Annotated in this window: 18 protein-coding genes; 10 read left to right on the top strand and 8 right to left on the bottom strand. The window is 56.4% G+C overall.

Annotation, left to right across the window (positions count from 1 at the left end; translation table 11 throughout):
• Window positions 1-132: 132 nt before the first annotated feature.
• The 6 genes from AC0TNJ_RS06815 to rnhA all read left to right on the top strand — a co-directional run bounded on the left by AC0TNJ_RS06815 (window position 133) and on the right by rnhA (window position 4838).
• Window positions 133-1011 (top strand): cytochrome c oxidase subunit 3, encoded by an 879-nt coding sequence (locus AC0TNJ_RS06815; RefSeq protein ID WP_122003220.1) that lies wholly within the window; start codon window positions 133-135, stop codon window positions 1009-1011.
• Window positions 1012-1091: 80 nt separating this feature from the next.
• A complete protein-coding gene (locus AC0TNJ_RS06810) occupies window positions 1092-1475 on the top strand; it encodes a DUF983 domain-containing protein (protein WP_473770661.1) in 384 nt (127 codons plus the stop codon).
• Complete coding sequence (locus AC0TNJ_RS06805) at window positions 1472-2266, top strand: SURF1 family protein (RefSeq protein ID WP_473770660.1); 795 nt, start codon at window positions 1472-1474, stop codon at window positions 2264-2266. The genes AC0TNJ_RS06810 and AC0TNJ_RS06805 overlap by 4 nt, the downstream gene beginning before the upstream one ends.
• Window positions 2267-2338: 72 nt before the next feature.
• On the top strand, window positions 2339-3382 hold the full coding sequence (ispH, locus tag AC0TNJ_RS06800; protein ID WP_473770659.1) for a 4-hydroxy-3-methylbut-2-enyl diphosphate reductase: 1044 nt from the start codon (window positions 2339-2341) through the stop codon (window positions 3380-3382).
• A 14-nt stretch (window positions 3383-3396) separates the two neighbouring features.
• A complete protein-coding gene (locus tag AC0TNJ_RS06795) occupies window positions 3397-4377 on the top strand; it encodes a homoserine kinase (protein WP_473770658.1) in 981 nt (326 codons plus the stop codon).
• The gene (gene rnhA / locus AC0TNJ_RS06790) at window positions 4374-4838 is read left to right on the top strand and encodes a ribonuclease HI (protein WP_473770657.1); all 465 of its coding nucleotides are present in this window, start codon (window positions 4374-4376) and stop codon (window positions 4836-4838) included. Before AC0TNJ_RS06795 ends, rnhA begins: the two co-directional genes overlap by 4 nt.
• A gap of 32 nt (window positions 4839-4870) precedes the next feature.
• Here the strand turns inward: rnhA and AC0TNJ_RS06785 are convergent, their stop codons facing one another.
• A complete protein-coding gene (locus tag AC0TNJ_RS06785) occupies window positions 4871-5356 on the bottom strand; it encodes a redoxin family protein (protein WP_473768679.1) in 486 nt (161 codons plus the stop codon).
• A 137-nt stretch (window positions 5357-5493) separates the two neighbouring features.
• Window positions 5494-6294 (bottom strand): protein-disulfide reductase DsbD domain-containing protein, encoded by an 801-nt coding sequence (locus AC0TNJ_RS06780; protein WP_473770732.1) that lies wholly within the window; start codon window positions 6292-6294, stop codon window positions 5494-5496.
• A 170-nt stretch (window positions 6295-6464) separates the two neighbouring features.
• Here AC0TNJ_RS06780 and AC0TNJ_RS06775 point away from each other — a divergent pair, with 170 nt between their 5' ends.
• On the top strand, window positions 6465-7067 hold the full coding sequence (locus AC0TNJ_RS06775; protein ID WP_122003304.1) for a YqgE/AlgH family protein: 603 nt from the start codon (window positions 6465-6467) through the stop codon (window positions 7065-7067).
• A gap of 138 nt (window positions 7068-7205) precedes the next feature.
• Here the strand turns inward: AC0TNJ_RS06775 and pdeA are convergent, their stop codons facing one another.
• The 4 genes from pdeA to thrC all read right to left on the bottom strand — a co-directional run bounded on the left by pdeA (window position 7206) and on the right by thrC (window position 13566).
• Window positions 7206-10049 carry a phosphodiesterase PdeA gene (pdeA, locus tag AC0TNJ_RS06770; RefSeq protein ID WP_473768963.1) on the bottom strand — a complete coding sequence of 948 codons (2844 nt, stop codon included), beginning with the start codon at window positions 10047-10049 and terminating at the stop codon, window positions 7206-7208.
• A gap of 50 nt (window positions 10050-10099) precedes the next feature.
• Window positions 10100-10720, bottom strand: coding sequence for a GNAT family N-acetyltransferase (locus tag AC0TNJ_RS06765; protein WP_473770656.1), 621 nt, complete (start codon window positions 10718-10720; stop codon window positions 10100-10102).
• A gap of 108 nt (window positions 10721-10828) precedes the next feature.
• Window positions 10829-12121: a M16 family metallopeptidase gene (locus AC0TNJ_RS06760; RefSeq protein ID WP_473768677.1), complete on the bottom strand. Its 1293-nt coding sequence runs from the start codon at window positions 12119-12121 to the stop codon at window positions 10829-10831.
• Between the two features lie 53 nt (window positions 12122-12174).
• Window positions 12175-13566, bottom strand: coding sequence for a threonine synthase (thrC, locus tag AC0TNJ_RS06755; protein WP_473770655.1), 1392 nt, complete (start codon window positions 13564-13566; stop codon window positions 12175-12177).
• A gap of 198 nt (window positions 13567-13764) precedes the next feature.
• On the opposite strand from thrC, the gene AC0TNJ_RS06750 reads away from it, so the two are divergent.
• The 3 genes from AC0TNJ_RS06750 (at window position 13765) to AC0TNJ_RS06740 (ending at window position 16527) form a co-directional block, all read left to right on the top strand.
• On the top strand, window positions 13765-14355 hold the full coding sequence (locus AC0TNJ_RS06750) for a hypothetical protein (protein WP_122003230.1): 591 nt from the start codon (window positions 13765-13767) through the stop codon (window positions 14353-14355).
• A 269-nt stretch (window positions 14356-14624) separates the two neighbouring features.
• Window positions 14625-16241 carry an EAL domain-containing protein gene (locus tag AC0TNJ_RS06745; protein WP_473770654.1) on the top strand — a complete coding sequence of 539 codons (1617 nt, stop codon included), beginning with the start codon at window positions 14625-14627 and terminating at the stop codon, window positions 16239-16241.
• A 100-nt stretch (window positions 16242-16341) separates the two neighbouring features.
• On the top strand, window positions 16342-16527 hold the full coding sequence (locus tag AC0TNJ_RS06740) for a hypothetical protein (RefSeq protein WP_104754751.1): 186 nt from the start codon (window positions 16342-16344) through the stop codon (window positions 16525-16527).
• Between the two features lie 27 nt (window positions 16528-16554).
• Here AC0TNJ_RS06740 and AC0TNJ_RS06735 read toward each other — a convergent pair whose 3' ends face one another.
• Together AC0TNJ_RS06735 and AC0TNJ_RS06730 are read right to left on the bottom strand one after the other, a co-directional pair.
• Window positions 16555-17241, bottom strand: a complete 687-nt coding sequence (locus AC0TNJ_RS06735; RefSeq protein ID WP_473768674.1) for an HAD family hydrolase — start codon at window positions 17239-17241, stop codon at window positions 16555-16557.
• 104 nt (window positions 17242-17345) lie between these two features.
• Window positions 17346-19136 (bottom strand): chloride channel protein, encoded by a 1791-nt coding sequence (locus tag AC0TNJ_RS06730; protein ID WP_473770653.1) that lies wholly within the window; start codon window positions 19134-19136, stop codon window positions 17346-17348.
• Between the last annotated feature and the right edge of the window lie 191 nt (window positions 19137-19327).

The raw sequence follows: 19327 nt of genomic DNA, 5'->3' as shown, positions 1-19327 counted from the left end.
ACAAAAGAATGAAGCGGTTTTATTCTGATACGAAATACCGCTTGTCACAGACAGACTTGCTTGGAACCCCTTCAGGGGTTTAAGCATGAAGGTACGAGAGAGGAGTCCCTAAGGGGATTTACGGGGAGAGACATGGCCGACGTCCATCAGAAAAATCACGACTATCATATCATCGCGCCCAGCCCTTGGCCGTTTTTGAGCTCTGTGGGTGCATTCGTGCTGGCCGTCGGCGGTATTGCCTGGATGCGTTACATCAATGCCGGTGAACTGCCGTTCTTTGGTCTCAACGTGGTGACGCCATGGATTTTCTTCATCGGCCTCGCGATTGTGCTCTACTGCATGTATGGCTGGTGGTCGGATACGATCAAGGAAGGGCATGAGGGACACCATACCCGTGTCGTATCGCTGCATCTGCGCTATGGCATGATCATGTTCATCGCCTCGGAAGTCATGTTCTTCGTGGCATGGTTCTGGGCATTCTTCGATGCGAGCCTTTTCCCGAATGAAGTGCATCAGGTAGCGCGTGCCACATTCACGGGCGGCGTCTGGCCTCCAAAGGGCATCGAGGTTCTCGATCCGCTGCATCTGCCGCTCTACAACACCGTGATCCTGCTTCTGTCGGGCACGACCCTGACCTGGGCTCACCACGCGCTGTTGCATAATGACCGCAAGGGCATGATCACCGGCCTGGCGATTACTGTTGCTCTGGGTGTCCTGTTCTCCTTCGTCCAGGCATATGAGTACATTCACGCTCCGTTTGCGTTCAAGGACTCCATCTACGGCGCGACCTTCTTCATGGCGACCGGTTTCCACGGCTTCCACGTTCTCGTCGGGACGATCTTCCTTCTGGTCTGCCTTTTCCGTGCCATTGGCGGTGACTTCACGCCAAAACAGCATTTCGGTTTCGAAGCCGCTGCCTGGTATTGGCATTTCGTTGACGTGGTCTGGTTGTTCCTCTTCTTCGCCATCTATGTATGGGGTGGCTGGGGCGCGCCGATGCACGCCGGCTGATCGTTGGATCACGTGTTCGAAAGGCGGCCCTGGCGACATGGCCGCCTTTTGTTTATCGAATGACGAAAAGGGGAAAACTGATGCCGGACCAGAATATCTATCCCGCAGTCGATCCGATCAAAAGTGGCATTGCCGGGCACTGCCCCCGCTGCGGCGAAGGAAAACTGTTCAATGGCTTTCTGAAGGTCGCCCCGCGTTGCAAGACCTGCGGACTGGACTACTCTTTTGCCGATTCCGGCGACGGGCCCGCGGCATTCGTCATTCTTATCATCGGTTTCATCGTCGTCGGTCTTGCGTTGTGGATGGAAGTAAATGTCGGGCCGCCTCTCTGGGTGCATTTCATATTGTGGGTGCCGCTCGCGATCCTTCTCAGCCTTGTAGCCATGCGATGGGCCAAGGGCATTCTCATCAATATGCAATATCGCCATAAAGCCGAGCAGGGGCGTCTGGACAGCAACAAATGACGCTGGAACACACAACGCGCCGTTTCCCGTGGGGCATCGTCATTGCGTCTGCCATCGCGCTCGTCATTTTGCTGGCGTTGGGCACATGGCAGGTCGAACGTCTGCAGTGGAAGGAAGCGCTTATCGCTTCAACTGAACAGCGCATTCATGAACCGCCATTGCCGCTTTCCGAAATGGAGAAAGTGTACAAGCAGGAAGGAACAGTCGAGTATCGTCCGGTGACTGTTTCGGGCACCTTCATGCATCAGGGTGAGCGGCATTTTCTCGCCACGCATGACGGGGCCGCCGGTTACAATGTCTATACGCCGCTGATGCTGGAGGACGGGCGCTTCGTTCTGGTTAATCGCGGCTTTGTTCCATACGAGAAAAAAGATCCGACGACGCGTATCGAAGGGCAGGTCGATGGTCCGGTCAGTGTGACTGGTCTTGCTCGTGATCCGTTGTCAGCGAAGCCGGGCTTCTTTCTGCCCGACAATGATACGTCCAAGAATATTTTCTACTGGAAAGACTGGACTGCGATGGCAGAAAGCGCTGACCTGCCAAATCTGGATGAGGTCGTGCCGTTCTTCATTGATGCCGACAACAAGCCCAATCCGGGTGGTCTACCCATCGGTGGCGTGACGATTATCGACTTTCCCAACAACCATCTGCAATATGCTGCGACGTGGTATGGCCTTGCTCTGGCCCTGTTGGGGGTTGTCGGAACGTGGTTGTGGCGCTATCGCTATCACAGGAAAAGTGGCGACCGGCTTTCCGTCCCGGACAGGGAGAAGAAAGACGAAGAGGGGTGAGGGGTTGACAATGGCTGCGTTGCGGCCCAACTCCCAGTCTGACTTTCAAGCTTAACTTTGCGAGCACGCTTCATGATCGATCAGCGACCACCACTGGAAATCCGCCTTTGCGGCCCACGCGGCTTTTGCGCCGGGGTGGACCGGGCGATCCAGATTGTCGTGCTGGCGCTGAAGAAATATGGCGCGCCGGTCTATGTACGCCATGAGATCGTGCACAACCGCTATGTCGTCGAGGGCCTGCAATCGCGCGGCGCGATCTTTGTCGAGGAACTGGATGAAATCCCGGCGGAGCATCGTGACCAGCCTGTGGTGTTTTCCGCTCATGGAGTGCCGAAATCGGTGCCAGCCGACGCGGAAGCCAAGAACCTGTTCTATCTCGATGCAACCTGTCCCCTTGTTTCCAAGGTGCACAAACAGGCCATGCGCCATCAGCGTCTCGGCCGCCATGTCATTCTGATTGGCCACTCCGGCCATCCGGAAGTGATCGGCACCATGGGGCAATTGCCTGACGGTGCAGTGACGCTGATCGAAACGGTTGAGGATGCGCGCAACTGCCATTTCGATGACGAGAACAATCTCGGTTTTGTGACGCAGACGACGCTTTCCGTCGATGATACGGCAGGCATTATCGAAGAATTGCAGGCGCGCTTTCCGAACCTGTCGGCCCCCGCTGCGGAGTCGATCTGTTATGCCACGACCAATCGGCAGGATGCGGTACGTTCCGCCGCGCCGGGATGCGATCTGTTTCTGATCGTCGGTGCGCCGAACTCTTCCAATTCCAAGCGTCTGGTTGAAGTAGCGGAAAAGGCGGGCGCGCGCATGTCGATGCTGGTTCAGCGTGCCGCCGATATTGAATGGGACCGCATCGGAGACATATCGGTGGTGGGCCTGTCGGCAGGGGCGTCAGCGCCTGAAATCATCGTCGATGAAATCATCGATGCTTTCAAGGCACGCTTCAATGTGAAGATCGAACTGGCGGAAACTACGGTTGAAACCGAAAATTTCCTTGTGAATCGTGAAATTCGCGACGTGGAACTGACTGTGCAGGACATGGCGTTCGTCAATGGGGAACATCGGGTGGTTGGCATTCCAAAACTGATGCCCAAGGACATATAAGGGAAATAAGCGGCATGGCCGTCTACACGGATATCAATGAAATCGAACTTGGCGCCTTCCTGCAGCAGTACGATATCGGCACACTGACATCTTACAAAGGCATTGCGGAAGGGGTGGAAAACTCCAACTATCTTCTGCATACCACGTCGGGTTCGTTCATCCTGACGCTTTACGAAAAGCGCACCAATCGCGAAGACCTGCCGTTTTTCCTCGGCCTGATGCAGCATCTGGCAAGCCGGGGCCTTGAATGTCCGCAGCCGGTGGTCCGCCGTGACGGCACGACAATCGGCGAGCTTGCCGGACGGCCTGCCGCGGTCGTTACTTTCCTCGAAGGCATGTGGATGCGCCGCCCAACGGTTGAACATTGCGAAGCGGTTGGTGAAGGGCTGGCCCATATGCATCTGGCGGGCGCCGATTTTTCGCTACGCCGCCGCAATGGCTTGACGCTTCCCGATTGGCGCCCGTTGTGGAACCTGTCGCGTGAGCGCGCCGATATGGTAGAGCCGGGTCTTGTCCGCGAGGCGGAAGCTGATCTTGATTTCCTTGAAAAGAAATGGCCTGCCGATCTGCCGCAGGGCGTGATCCATGCCGATCTTTTCCCGGATAATGTCTTTTTCCTTGGCGACAGGCTTTCGGGCTTCATCGACTTCTATTTTGCCTGCACGGATATTCTGGCCTACGACGTTGCCGTTTGCCTGAACGCCTGGTGTTTTGAAAAGGATTTTTCCTTCAATCGCACTAAGGGCGCAGCGCTTCTGCGCGGCTATACCTCGGTTCGTCCGCTTTCTGCGGCGGAAGCTGATGCGCTCCCGGTTCTGGCGCGCGGGGCGGCTATCCGCTTCATGCTGACCCGACTTTACGACTGGCTGAACGTTCCGGAAGGCAGTTTCGTGGTCAAGAAGGACCCGATGGAATATGTGCGCAAGATGCGCTTCCACCGGCAGATCGAAACCGCCGCCGAATATGGCCTTGAGCAGCGGGGAGCGGCTGCGTGAAGCGAATTGAAGCTTTTACGGACGGTGCGTGCTCAGGCAATCCCGGGCCCGGCGGTTGGGGTGCCATCCTGCGCTGGAATGGCAATGTCAAGGAACTGAAGGGCGGCGAAGCCGACACCACCAACAACCGCATGGAGTTGATGGCAGCCATCTCGGCCCTTTCGGCGTTGAAGGAACCGTGCGAAGTCGATCTTTATACGGACTCGGTCTATGTGCGCGACGGCATTTCCGGCTGGATCGAAGGCTGGAAGCGCAATGGCTGGAAAACAGCAGCCAAAAAACCGGTCAAGAATGCCGAACTGTGGCAGGCGCTCGATGAAGCGCGCAAGCCGCACAAGGTCAACTGGCATTGGATCAAGGGTCATGCCGGGCATCCGGAAAACGAACGCGCGGACGAGCTTGCTCGCGCTGGCATGGAACCGTTCAAATACACCGGCCACCGGACTTTGAAGGTGAAATAGCAAGGGCGACTTTCGCCGCCCTTGTCTTATGCTTAAAGCTGTTCAAGAAGCGCTGCGGCTGCGGATGTGACCGCCTGACCCGGCTGTTCCTCGATATTGAGAGATTTCACCACGCCGTCTTCGATGATGGCAGAATAGCGCTTCGAGCGCACACCGAGGCCGCCGCCGGAAAGATCGATATCGAGACCGGCCGCCTTGGTGAAGACAGCGCTTCCATCGGCGAGAAAGAGGATCTTGCCTTCGCCGCCGGTGCTCTGGGCCCACGCGCCCATGACGAATGGATCGTTTACCGCCACGACGGCGATCTGATCGACGCCCTTGGCAAGGATAGCGTCGCGGTTTTCGAGATAGCCCGGCAGATGATTGAGGCTGCAGGTCGGCGTGAAGGCACCTGGAACGGCAAAGAGAACGACCTTCTTGCCCTTGAAGATTTCGTCGGTCGTCATTTCCTTGACGCCATCCGCAGTCTTTACCTTGAAAGTCGCTGCAGGCAGCTTGTCGCCAACTTTGATCGTCATCTATTTTCTCCTCGGGGCAGGGGTTGTTCCGCTGCCAATTGTCAAAATTCTCATCCGCGCCGCGAAGCACGGGCGGCATAGTTAAACCGATAACAGGCCGATGGACAATTTCAAAACACGGATATGATCCGCAGCGGCTATTCCAGCCTCACTTGACCGGAGACGGCTTTTCCGTTCTGCACGATGGTATAATCGATCAAGGCATTATCTGCGTTTCCATGCACTCGGGCTGCAAACTGCTGACCCGATTGCCCGTTTTCAACTGCGACAGCGTCGGAAAGCCTGACCGTGTCGCTGGCGACGAACAGTTCCGCCCGTGCTGAAGGGTCGGGAACGGTAAGGTCAAAGACGGCCTTGTCTCCTTCCCGCTTCACCTTGCTTATGCCGAACGCCGCTGTTGCCGGTGCCGGAAGCCGGTCAAATGCGGTCTCGATGATCGTGTGGGCGGCAATCGTCTGCGGTGAGGCTTGCTGCTCTTTTTGTTCAAGCGCGAAATCGAATGCGGCCTGCACCGGAACGCAGATTTTCTCGCAAACGCCAAGAAAAACATCGCCCTTTAGCCGCGTGTCGCCGGATGCCAGGTGAAAGATTATCGGCAGCGAGACGGGTTCCTTATACCCGATCCCGCCTTCATCGCCCCCGCCAAACCGGACAGGCGCAGGAAAGCTGATCTGCGCTTTCGCATCTCCCTCGATATTGATCTGAGGCGGAACACCCGCATCACCCGGATTGCGCCAGTAGGTTTTCCAGCCCGGCTGCAATTCGATCTGCAAGGCACCGCGTCGTTCCTGGCTGGCCGCGTTGCCCGGGCCACTGTCTTCGAGAATGACGCGCACACGCCCACCGGGCGTCTCGGTCCAGCCGGAAGTTGTTGCCAGCGCTGGAAGTGCGAGCGATGCCAATAGAATGGGTGTGAGGGCGAATATTCGAATGTTCATGGGCGGAAGATGGAATGAAAACATGGTCGCTTCAAGTCCAATAGTGCTGGCCTGTGGTTGCACCGTTTTCAGAACGGGAGCAACTGCTATTCGAACGGATTTTATTCCATGACCGGTGGTCCAAACAAATGGCCATTGTTATTTTGCCCAGTCTTGCTACCTTCATATTCATGATCACTCTCAAGACGCCGAACAAGGAGCAGGGTTTTCTGAACGGGCAATTCCTGCTTGCCATGCCCGGAATGAGCGACGAGCGTTTTGCCCGGTCGGTGGTCTATATCTGTGCGCATTCCGATGAAGGCGCTATGGGTTTCATCATCAACCAGCTCCAGCCGGTCGAGTTTCCGGACCTCCTGCGCCAGATCGGGGTCATAGACGAAGATGAGCTGATTATTCTGCCAGATCGCGCGCAGCATATGATGGTGCGCAATGGCGGGCCTGTGGACCGCACACGCGGCTTCGTGCTGCATACCGACGATTATATGGTCGACTCGACCATGCCGGTTTCAGAAGATGTCTGCCTCACGGCAACGGTCGATATTCTGCGTGCCATTTATGGGGGCAGGGGGCCGTCGCGCGCCCTGATGGCGCTTGGTTATTCCGGCTGGGCGCCGGGCCAAATTGAGATGGAGCTTGCCGAGAATGGCTGGCTGACCTGCGACGCGCCGCTGGATATGCTGTTCGACAGCGATATCGAGGGCAAATATTCGCGTCTGATGCTCCATATGGGCATCGATATGTCCAGGCTGGTTTCCGATGCGGGGCATGCCTGATTTAAGGGAGTAAGGCAGTATGTTAAGGGAATAGGGGAGTAAGGGAGTAGGGGAATATGTTTTGATTGCGGACGACCGCGCCGACCATATCCTTTTCTGTCCTACTGTCCTACTGTCCTACTGTCCTACTGCCCTACTTCACGCCGCTGCCGCATCCAGCTGCTCGCGGATCATACGCGTTGCCTCGTCCCTGCTGGTCGGCTGGCCGAACATGAAACTCTGCACATATTCGCAACCCATCTGGCGAAGCTGAAGCGCATCGCTTTCGCTCTCCACACCTTCGGTCACGACGGCGAGGCCGAGATCGTGCGCCATGCTCACAATCGAGCGAAGCAGGGTGGCTTTTTGCGGCTGGTCGCCCTTCACGAAGGACCGGTCGATCTTGATGATATCGAACGGGAAGCGCGTGAGATAGGCGAGCGAGGAATAACCTGTTCCGAAATCGTCAAGGGACAAGCCGATGCCCATCGTTTTAAGCCGGGCAAGGACATGCGTCGACTGTTCGGGGTTTTCCATGAGGACGGATTCGGTCAGTTCAAGCTTCAGGCTGCCCGGAGTGAGATGAATGCGGGAAAGCACCGAGCGAACATCATTGATGAGATCCTGACGGATGAGTTGCGTGGATGAAAGATTGACCGAAACGAAAAGGTCGAGTTTCGGGAACAGTTCCTGCCACGCGAAAAGATCTTCCGCAGCCCGTTGCATCGCGAACAGGCCAAGCTGGATGATAAGGCCGGAGTTTTCCGCAATTGGAATGAATTCCGATGGCGAAATGGCACCCCGACGCGGATGCTCCCAGCGCATGAGCGCCTCGAAACCGGCAATGGTGCCTTCGTCAAGCTTGACGATAGGCTGATAGACAAGGCTGATCTCATCGCGCTCAAGCGCACGTCGCAGATCGGATTCAAGCTGGAGCTTGTCGCTGCCGATGGCTCTGAATGCCGGACGGAACGGCTCGATGCGATCGCCACCGAAACGCTTTGCCTGATACATGGCGAGTTCGGCGTCCTTCACGAAATCCTCGGCAGTCGTTGCCGTTTTTGTCCAGGTGATCAGGCCGATGGATGACGTCAGAACGATTTCGCGCTTTGCATAGGCAATCGGCGCTCGCACGGCTTGACGCAGGGCCTCGGCGAAGGCGGCGATGCGCCCCGGATCACTTTCGGAGGCGAGCAGCAGGCCGAATTGGTCCGAGGACAGGCGTGAGAGTGTATCCTGCGGCTTCATGAGGCGCGCCAGACGTCGCGAAATAGTGAGCAGGATCGTATCGCCTGCCGACATGCCAAGGCTGTCATTGACCTGCTTGAAGCGGTCTATATCGATGATGAACACGGTTGGATGGAGATTGCTCTCGCCACGCGCCATGTTCATGACATTGCTGAGACGGTCGAGGAACAGTTCGCGATTTGGAAGGCCAGTCAGATTGTCGTGCACGGCGTCGTGCAACAGGCGTTCTTCTGCCTTTTTCTGCTCCGTCACATTGACCAGCGTGCCCACGCAACGCACCACTTCGCCATCCGAACCGATGACCGGGCGGGCGCGAAGCGCGTACCAGTGATAGTGACCGTCATTGGCGCGAAGCCGGAAAATCTGGCCAATGCGTCCGCGCCGGTTTTCCAGAATGGCGTCAAGCGTGGAGCGGAACCGGTCGCGGTCATCGGCGTGCATGGCGGGAAGCCAGTTGCGCACCGGGCCTTGCAGGCTGTTGGCCGTATTGCCGAGATAATTGGCGATGTCGGGTGTCGTCACCACGCGGTCGCGCGGCACGTCCCAGTCCCACACAATGTCTCCCGCACCGATGACGGCGAGAGCCTGTCGCTCCATGTCGGATAGAAGACCCTGTTGCAGCGCACCGCCTGCGAAGGCGTGCTGCATGACGGTAAAGCCGATCAGAAGAACGATCAGGACAAGACCGCCGCCAAGCGCAGGCTGCACGATATCATTATCGAGGCTGCCCGAAACCGTCATCCAGGCACCCAGCAACCATATGAGGGTGAGAAGCCAGGCTGGTATCAGCATGACGGCGCGATCATATCCCTTGACCGCGAGATAACCGATGATGGCGACGCCGGACAGAACGGTTAGCGCCAGCGAGATGCGCGCAATGCCGGAAGCGACTGGCGGATCGAAAACGGCAACCCCGGCAAGAGCCAGCAGGCCCAATACCCATGTCACCGCGCCGTAGCTGAAATGATCGTGCCAGCGATTGAGGTTCAGATAGGTGAACAGGAAAATCACGAGCGAGGCGGCGAGAGCCACTTCCGTACCGGCACGCCAGATTTGCTCATTGCCCGGCGTTATCTCCATCAGCTTGTTCCAGAAGCCGAAATCCACGCAGATATAGGCCAGAACGGCCCATGCAAGCGCGGCGGTCGCGGGGAACAATGAAGTTCCCTTGACGACGAAAAGGATGGTCAAAAACAGGGCCAGCAGGCCGGAAATGCCAAGCAGGATGCCGCGATAGAGCGTGTAGGAATTAACCGCATCCTTGTAGGCTTCCGGCTCCCAGAGATAGAGCTGGGGCAGGTTGTGCGAGGACAGTTCGGCTACGAAAGTGACGACGCTGCCCGGATTGAGCGTGATGCGGAAAACGTCTGCATCGGCACTCGGCTGGCGGTCGAGCGCGAAGCCTTCGCTGGGCGTGATCGACGCAATGCGCAGAGAACCGAGATCGGGCCAGATGACGCCGGAGCCGACGAGACGGAAATGCGGAGCTACAATCAGGCGGTCGATCTGCTCGTCAGTCGGGTTCGCAATAGAAAACGCGGCCCAGTCGCCGGACGCCTTGCTGTTCTGGTCGGCCTGCACTTCGATGCGGCGGACAATCCCGTCAGGACCGGGAGCGGTCGACACTTGCACGCTTTCACCCTTGTTGCGCAGAAGTTCGACAGCGCGGGACAAGTCGAGGGCGGTATCTTCCTTGGAAATCTTGATCGGTTCGATGGCCGATGCCTGGATGACCGAAACGGTCAGAAAAACCATGAGTGCGAGAAACCGCACACCAGCAAAAAGCCACTTATCCGCAAAACCCGTCACGAGCGTCCAACCTTGCCATTGATCATGCGGCTATCCGACATACGTTTGTCGCTTTCTATAAGGGCGAAAAGCAGGTGATCCTGCCAGAAGCCATTTATCTTGAGATAGGAACGCAACAGTCCTTCTCTCTCAAATCCGGCTTTTTCGAGAAGCCGTATCGAGCGTACATTATGAGGGATACAGGCTGCTTCAATGCGGTGCAACCGCAGTTGGTCGAATGCGAAGGGGATAACCAGCGACAGCGCTTCCGTCATATAGCCCTTGCCGGCATGGGGCGCGCCGCTCCAATAGCCAATCATGCCGCTCTGGCCCACGCCACGCCTGATATAGCCGAGCGTTATGCCGCCGACAAGCGTGTTGTCGCTGTTGCGAAACACAAAAAACGGATAGCCGGTTCCGGCCGCAATTTCATCCTGGAAGCGACGCATGCGATGGCGGAACGCGCTCTTGGTCAGGTCGTCGTCGGGCCAGGTCGGCTCCCATGGCGTGAGAAAGGCACGGCTTTGTTCCCGCAAACTGGCCCAGCTGGCGAAATCGCTCATCATCGGTTCGCGCAGATAAATGCGCTGTCCACGCAGGACGGTCGGATTGCTTCTGCGGAAGGGCAGGCCGATCATGACAGGACAAGGCAATAGGGCAATAAGGCAGTAAGGCAATAGGGAAGGGTGGACGCATTCGCCGAGCTAAACATACTGCCCTACTCCCCTAATGCCCTATTGCCTTAATTAAACAGCAATTTTCCTCGCATGCGCGCTGGTCGAAAGTGCATCCGACAGGCCATCGAAGCTCATCAGTCGTCCAACTGGTCCGACGCCGGCAATAGTGGGCTTGCTGTCGAGGAACAGGCGCCCGGCCAGATCGGTCAGCCGTTCAGGTGTAATCAGCGAGAGACGGTCCATCAGTTCGCTATTTTCGACGGGACGACCATAGAGCAGGAACTGGCGTGCCATTTGCCCCGCACGGCTTGCAGCGCTTTCCTGCGACATAAGAAGGCTTGCACGATATTGGGCGCGGGCGCGATCTACTTCTTCCAGACTGATGGAGTCAGCTGCCTTGTGCAGTTCATCGATCAGAACGGGAACCAGTTCGACAAGTTCGTCGCGGCCCGTTGCGGCATGAATGCCGAACAAACCGGTATCCGAGAAGCCCCAATGGAAGGCATAGACCGAATAGCAGAGCCCGCGCTTCTCACGCACTTCCTGGAACAGGCGCGAGGACATGCCGCCGCCAAGCACCATGGAAAGAAGCTGCGAAGCATAGAAATCGCGCACATGATAGGCGCGTCCCTCGAAGCCGATCAGAACCTGAGCATCCATGAGTTCGCGATTTTCACGGAAATCGCCGCCGACATAATGCGCGAGGTCGAGCGTGGGCGCCGTATTATGGGCGCGGAAACCGCCGAGGCGTTTTTCCACTTCCTTCACGAAGGCATCGTGATCCACGCCGCCAGCGGCCGTCACCACCATACGGTCGGCACTATACTGCTCGTCCATATATTGGCGCAGATCGTCGGAGGTGAAAGACATGACTGTTTCAGGCTCGCCGAGAATGGCGCGTCCAATCGGTTGGTGACGATAGGCTGTTTCGGTGAAGCGGTCGAAGACGATATCGTCGGGCGTGTCGTGCGCCGCGCCGATCTCCTGCATGATGACCTGCTTCTCGCGTTCCAGTTCCGCTTCATCGAACTTGGAAGCGGTCAGGATGTCGGAAAGAATGTCGATAGCCAGGGGCACGTCATTGCGCAGAACGCGCGCATAATAAGATGTGGTCTCGACGCTGGTGGCGGCGTTGATCTCGCCGCCGACATTCTCGATATCCGATGCAATTTGCCAAGCTGAGCGGTTTTCGGTTCCCTTGAACGCCATATGCTCGAGAAGATGTGCAATGCCATGCCTGTCGGCAGCTTCGTTTCGCGCACCGGCCTTGACCCAGATTCCAAGCGCCACGCTTTCCACGTGAGACATTGTATCGGTGGCTATCGTCAATCCGTTGGAAAGACGCGTTACTTCAACACCCATAAGCAAACTGCTCCCTGCATTCCCGCTCTGGTTCTCGTCTCGGAGCCGGTCTTTTAGGCTCTCGAATGGCGGCGAACGTATTCTTCCACGATTTTCAGGTCGTTGTGAAGAACTGTGAAGCTTTCTTTTCGTTGCATCAAGTCCGAAAGCCATGCGGGAAGCTGCGGTTCGACGCCGCTGGCAGCCTTGACTGCATCGGGGAATTTGGCCGGATGCGCGGTCGCAAGGATAACCATTGGTGCTGCATCGGACACATTTTCGCGAGCGACCTTCACTCCGATCGCCGAATGCGGGTCAAGCAGATAGCCATCCGCTTCAAGCACGGATTTGATCGTTTCCGCGGTTTCTTCAACGGTGGAACGGCCAGCGGAAAATTCGCTGCGGATCGCCGCAAGCGGCTTTTCAGAGATCGAGAAGCCGCCCGACTGCTTCAGGCTTTCCATCAGGCCGCGCAATGCCGCGGCGTCGCGTCCATGCGCTTCAAACAGGAGACGTTCGAAGTTCGAGGAAATCTGAATATCCATTGACGGCGATGTCGTCTGTGCGACGCCGCGCATTTCATACGCGCCGGATTCGAGCGTGCGCGAGAGAATGTCGTTGTCGTTGGTGGCGATAATCAGCCGGTCGATGGGCAGACCCATGCGCTTGGCAACATAGCCTGCGAAAATATCGCCGAAATTGCCGGTCGGTACCGTAAAGGAAACTGTGCGATCCGGCGCGCCGAGGCTCAGTGCCGCCGTAAAGTAATAGACGACCTGCGGCATGATCCGCGCCCAGTTGATCGAGTTCACACCCGAAAGCGACAGCGCGTCACGGAACTGAAGGTCGTTGAACATGCCTTTCACCAGGTTCTGGCAATCGTCGAAATTGCCTTCGATGGAAAGCGCGTGAACGTTGGAGAAGCCGGATGAGGTCATCTGACGCTGTTGCACCGGCGAGACGCGGCCGTTCGGGAACAGGATGAAAATATCGGTATTGTCGCGCCCGCCGAAGGCTTCGATTGCCGCGCCGCCTGTATCGCCGGACGTGGCGCCGACGATCGTTGCCCGTTCACCGCGCTGCGCCAGAACATAGTCCATCATGCGAGCGAGAAGCTGCATGGCGACGTCCTTGAAGGCAAGCGTCGGGCCATGGAAAAGCTCGAGCACGAATTCATTCGCGCCTGTCTGGACCAGCGGGCAAACCGCATCGTGGCGGAAAGTACCGTAGGCTTCATGCACCATGCGGCGGAAATCCGAATGCGGAATTTCGCCATCGACAAAAGGCGTGAGCACGGCCAGAGCAATATCGACATAGGATTTTCCGCGCAGCTCGCGGATCTGTTCTGGCGAAAACTGGGGATAATCCTGCGGCAGATAGAGACCGCCATCCCGGGCAAGACCGGCGAGCAATGCATCGCTGAACCCCAGGACTGGCGCTTCCCCTCGCGTGCTTACATATTTCATTTCTTGGGCCTTCATTTCAGATCGGCGCGGTTTTGAGCCGCGTAATGCAATAGAGCCTCCCTAAAAAAGCCGCAAGGTTTTAAAGCATGTTGACGGGGATGGGGGTTGCTCTCTGGAGCAAAAAACGGGAAAACGTCATCGCGCTACACGCATGCGTGATGTAGAAGACAGGTTGATCAGTGCAGGGAAGCCCGCTTTATGCAAACAGCACCACAGAATCGTTCATCGTTGTTTCCAGTCTTTGCAACGGTTTTGCTCGCAGCCCTTGCTGGCTGCACAACCAGTGGCACTGACAAGGCGGCAGACGGCGCCCCAGGGGCTTCGTTGACCACACCTGCCGCTTCCGGCGATCAGCGTGTCAAGGAATCCGAGCTTCGCGCTTTCTGCCCGTCTGTTTCGTTGCGCGACGGCACAGCCTTTTTCAACACATATGAAAAGGGCGGCGATAAAGACTCCGCGCGCGTAATCTATCAGGCCGCCCTGACCGACACGACACGCGCCTGCCAATACGGCTCCGGCACCATGACGATCGATGTCGCCGCGGCCGGCAAGGTTGTTCCTGGACCGAAATACAAAAGCGGCACCATTACCATGCCGATCCGTGTCGCCGTACGTCAGGGCGATCAGGTGATCTATTCGAAGCTGCACAAGCAGGCGGTTACGGTAGCCAATGCCGACACCGCGACGCAGTTCGTTTTCAACGACAAGGCAATCACTGTGCCGATGACGGATCAGAAAAATATCCAGATTTTCGTGGGTTTCGACGAAGGTCCATATAATACCAAATAACACCTTCTCGACAGACGCATTTCTGATATTGGAATTCAGTGAAATGGTGCGCCGGAATCTATTTCGGCGCACCATTTTATTTTAGATAATCGTGAAATATAGATGTTTCGATGCTTTTTTTGAATAAGAAATGAATGGAATTTTAGGATGTACTCATCCAAACCCTGATTCTTTTCTTTGATTTTCTGATATATGGGTTTATCACGTCATAATTAGGCAGAATGATAATCCCCTAAGCATACTGTGATATATTTAAGGTAAGGGATCGCATGCGATTTGATCGCAGTAAAATTCTAAATCCTACTCCGCTTGTTTTGCTTTTCATCCTGTTTCTCGGCGCGGTTTCCGGACAGTGGATAGGAAACTGGCTTCGAATTATCGATGAAGAGCGGCACATGAATAATCACATGTCCGCATTGCTTTCCCATGCAAATCGTCTGGCTGTCTCTGCCCGGGAAACCATCGAGGCTGCCAATCGCTCGCCCTATGAAATGTGTTCTCCGCAAGAAATGGCTTATCTGCGCAAGCTGGTTTTTTCCGGATATCACATCAAGGATATAGGCCGTCTCCGTGATAATCGCCTGATCTGCTCTACGCTGCTCAGTGACATTCCGGAACAATCTGAGCGTCCTCCCGCCGATATCAATTTGCCTGATGGCACCTATGTTTATGGCGAAGGATACCTGATCACACCGGGCAGCCGAGGTTTCGTGATAGGCAAGGATGCAGCCAATGTGGTGTTGAGTTCGGCTGCGTTCGATTTGCTCCTCACGAAGCAATACAGCTTTGCTGTCTATATGCGCGATGCAAAGCGTAAGCATTTCGCACGTCTATACGATTATCGGTCTGGTAATTTCCCAGCCCCGGATTTCGACAATCTTGAGCGGCAATATGACGTGTTCGGCAGTGTTATCAAGGAATATCGTTGCGACGGCAAAATGGGTATTTGCATTGCCCTCAAGGCGCAATTGGATACGTCCGGCAATTCAGCCCGGTGGAAGTCTTTTATCGCGACCAGTCTCGGATTGCTGGCGGGCGCAACAGTAGGCCTGGGCGGAATTGCTTATCGTACTCGTGAACGCCCCTTGGCTTCCATGCTCAACCAGGCGCTGAACGCCCGGCAGCTTGAGGTCGTCTACCAGCCGGTGATCAATGTGGCGGACGCCAGTCTTACGGGCTTTGAGGCTCTGCTGCGCTGGCAACTTCACACAGGAGACATGATTCCGCCCGACGTATTTATCGCTGAGGCCGAAGAGAAGGGCATGGCAGGACGGGTAACCGCCTATGTCGTGGATCGGGTTTTGGACGACATGGGGGATTTGTTGCGCCTTAACCGGAATATCCAGATCAATATCAACATCACTGCAAGCGATGTTCAGGCGTCCGCGTTTCAGAAAAGTATCCAGGCGAAATTGGCGAGCGCGGACGTCGAACCCCGCCAGATCGGTCTCGAATTGACCGAACGAACGGCAGTGGATTTCTCGAAAGCGTCGGAAGGCATCAGGCAGCTGCGCGAACAGGGGCACAAGGTCTATATCGATGACTTTGGAACGGGCTATTCAAGTCTTTCCTATCTTGGCGAACTGCATATCGATGCGATCAAGATAGACAAAGCCTTCACCCGCACTGTCTGTGCGGAGGGAGATATGGTGTCGATCGTTCCAGAGATCATATCGATGGCGCGGCAGCATGATCTTGGTATCGTGGTTGAAGGCATCGAAACGGAAGCCCAGGCCGATTATTTTCGCAAAATGGACACGCCAATGACTGCGCAAGGCTGGTTTTACGGCAAGCCTCTGCCAGCGGGCGAGGCGGCTGCGCTGCTGATGGGCGGGTTACCCAAATCCAGACGGAAGCGCAGCAGAGCTTTTCAGGAAAAAGCCTGACTGGACCGATGCTGTGGATAAATACAGACCGATAAAATTCTAATTAAATGCAACTGCCTGCGTGAAATGAATGGCAACAGGTTTCGGCTAGTGTGTTCTCATGAAACAGAAATATGAACGCATTCTTGAACCAACGGACACCTGGGCGATCTTCGATACGTCCACCGGCGAACCCGTCATCATGGGAACCCGCTTGCTGATCGGCCTCTCCGAAAGTGAAGCCGAAGAGCTTTTGGCAATTCTCAATGCCCCGCCCAAGGGACGCAACAAGCAGTCCGCCGCCTGACCAAAGCCAGGCGTCGGATTATCTCATTCAGGCATCGGTCCATATAGACAGGGCTTCGATAACGCTGGGCAGATCCTTGTGGCGATGGATGACGGTCTCCGCACCGGCATCGGTCAGCTTGTCGGCATGGCCGGGATAGGTGTGAGCACCGCCCGTAAAGCCAATCACACGCATGCCAGCGGCGCGCGCGCCCTGAATGCCATGCGCGGAATCTTCAATGACGATGACGTTCTTCGGGTCGACCCCGAAATGCTTGGCGGCATACAGAAAAACGTCAGGCGCGGGCTTGGTTTTTTTTGTGCCGACTTCCTTCGCCGAAAAGATGTCGGGTGCAAACAGTTCATAGAGGCCAACGCGCTTCAGCATGCTTTCCAGACGCTGCCCGGTCGAGTTGGAACAGATGCATTTCGGCAGCTTCAGTGCCGATACCACTTCCACAATATCTTCAACCGCCTGAACCTCGTTCGCGAGCCTCTCGTCCAGAATTTTTTCGGACTTATCGAGAAGCGATGCTGAAAGCGGAATCCCGGCTTCGCGCTCTACGGTGAGAAGAATATCCTGCCACGTCAAACCAGCGAAACGTTCAGCCATTTCATCCGCGGCGATCTGATAACCGGCTTCGGTGAGAAGAGTGGACTCGACTTCGGCCGCGATGATTTCGGAATCCACCAAAACGCCATCGCAATCGAAAATGATGAGGGACGGTGCCGCCATGATCATAGCCTTTTTATTGGGAGGAGTTGGCACCGGCAGCAGCCGGAAATACCGAGCTTGAGCTACACCTTTATGGTGGAGCCGTCAAATCGGGTCCGCTCGATTCAGACCTCACCGGAAACTTCGCGCCGTCGCCGGTCCAGCTCTTCACTGTAGCGGCGCAGCGTGTGTGCTTCACTCAGGAGGCCAAGAACCTTGCGTTCCTGTGCGTTGTTCACCACGGCCAGCGCTTCGCTTTCTGCCCGGTCGAAACGGACAACGGCTTCCTTGGCGTTCATCTGCGGCAGCAGGAACTCATCCTGATATTTGAGAAGCTCGCGGATGCTGTGTTCGCCATTGGATGTATCGAAGCTGTCGGCATACACTTCCGGAACCGGAATCATGCCGACATAGCGCCCCTCAGCATCCACCGCGATCACGCGCTGCGTCGATCCAAGCGGAAAATCGTGGCGGAATGTTTCGATATCGGTATCGATCGGCACGGTCCGCACATCGTGTCGCATCATCCGGTTGACGGTGAGGTTCCGTATCCATCCAATATCGTGAGCGGACCGGATGGCTTCGCCGCGCAGATGGAAGCGCCACGTCGCGAAGGAATAGCCGAATGTCTTTCGTACCATCAGCGAGGACGAAACCACAGCGCCGAGCACGAGCATGGAGATCGGAAAGTCGCCGGTCAGCTCCAGCGCGAGGAAAGTCATGGTCATCGGTCCGCCAACGACTGCAACCGCAAGCGAGCTCATGCCGATGACGGCATAGACTTCCGGTGCAAGAGCGAGTCCGGCTGGCAACACCGCTCCGGCCACTGCGGCAAACAGCTTGCCGGTCAGCGCACCGAGAAACAGCGACGCGAAGAACAGACCGCCACGAAAGCCCGAGCCGATGGAGACGGCAGAAGCGAACGATTTGGTGAGGATCAGGAGCATAAGCGCGGGAATGGTGATGTTTGCGTTCAGGTCGAGGTGCAGGGCGCCATGGCCTGAAGCCAGAACCTGCGGAGAAAAAAATGCAATCATTCCAACGATGGCGCCGCCGATTGCGGGCGCCATTACGTTGGGCACCACGCTGCGCCGGGCAAACGTTTCCACAAAAGTAACACCACGCATGATGAGAATGGCGATGCCTGCCGAAAAGAAACCCAGAACGAGTGCAGGCACATAGTCGCGTGGCGTGACATCATTGATCTGGCCGATATCAATGATGAAAGGGGCCCCGCCGATTGCCTGTGTCACCAGAGCTCCGATGATCGCAGCCACAACGACAGGAGCCAGGGTGGCAATGGAATAGACGCCGATGATGAGTTCGAATGCGTAAAATGCCCCGGTGAGAGGCGCATTGAAGGCGCTGGCGATGGCTGCCGCAGCACCACAACCGACTAGCGTTCGCAAATCCGCGCGACGAAGTTTTAGCGCCCGGCCAATGCGGGACGCGAAGCCGCTTGCAAGCTGCGTATAGGCTGCTTCCAGCCCGACCGATGCACCGAAGCCGTTGGCAATCAGGTTCTGACCGACGAGAATAAAGCTGTCCGTGAGCGACAGGCGCCCGCCGTGAAGTGCATTTGCTTCGATCGGGTCAACGATGGGGCGCTTGCGCCAGCGCGCGAGAACCCAGATGACGATCCCCATAAGAATGCCGCCCGCAAGGGGAGCAATATAAGCGCTTGGTTGCAACGATGCAGCTGAACTGAGTTTTTCACCGGGTTCCAATGCGAAGATTGCCTGGTGCATCCATTGCGAAATGCTGCCGATCGCAGCAACCATCAGCCCGGAGATGATGCCGATGATCGTACCGGCGATGACGAGACCGATTTCGCTGCCGCGAACCAATGCGCGCATGCGAAAGGGGACAAAGAGGACACGCAAATATCGATTATGCCGTAGTTCAGCGATATTCATCACAAAATACACCGGACAAACGGGCCGCTCGCGTGCCCGCTACGCAAATTCAGAAGTTGACGGTCGATCATAGTCAAAAAGGGATAACCAAGCCTTATCGATGGCGAGACGATAACGCCACCATTGCATAGCGATAGCGGCGTTAAGATGACAGGCGGCAAAATGTTGGGAACACTTGGCACCGCAAAAGC

Source organism: Ochrobactrum sp. PL_is483, from assembly GCF_055816855.1.
Note: the sequence above shows the minus strand (reverse complement) of the source record. Positions and strands in the feature narration are given on the sequence as shown.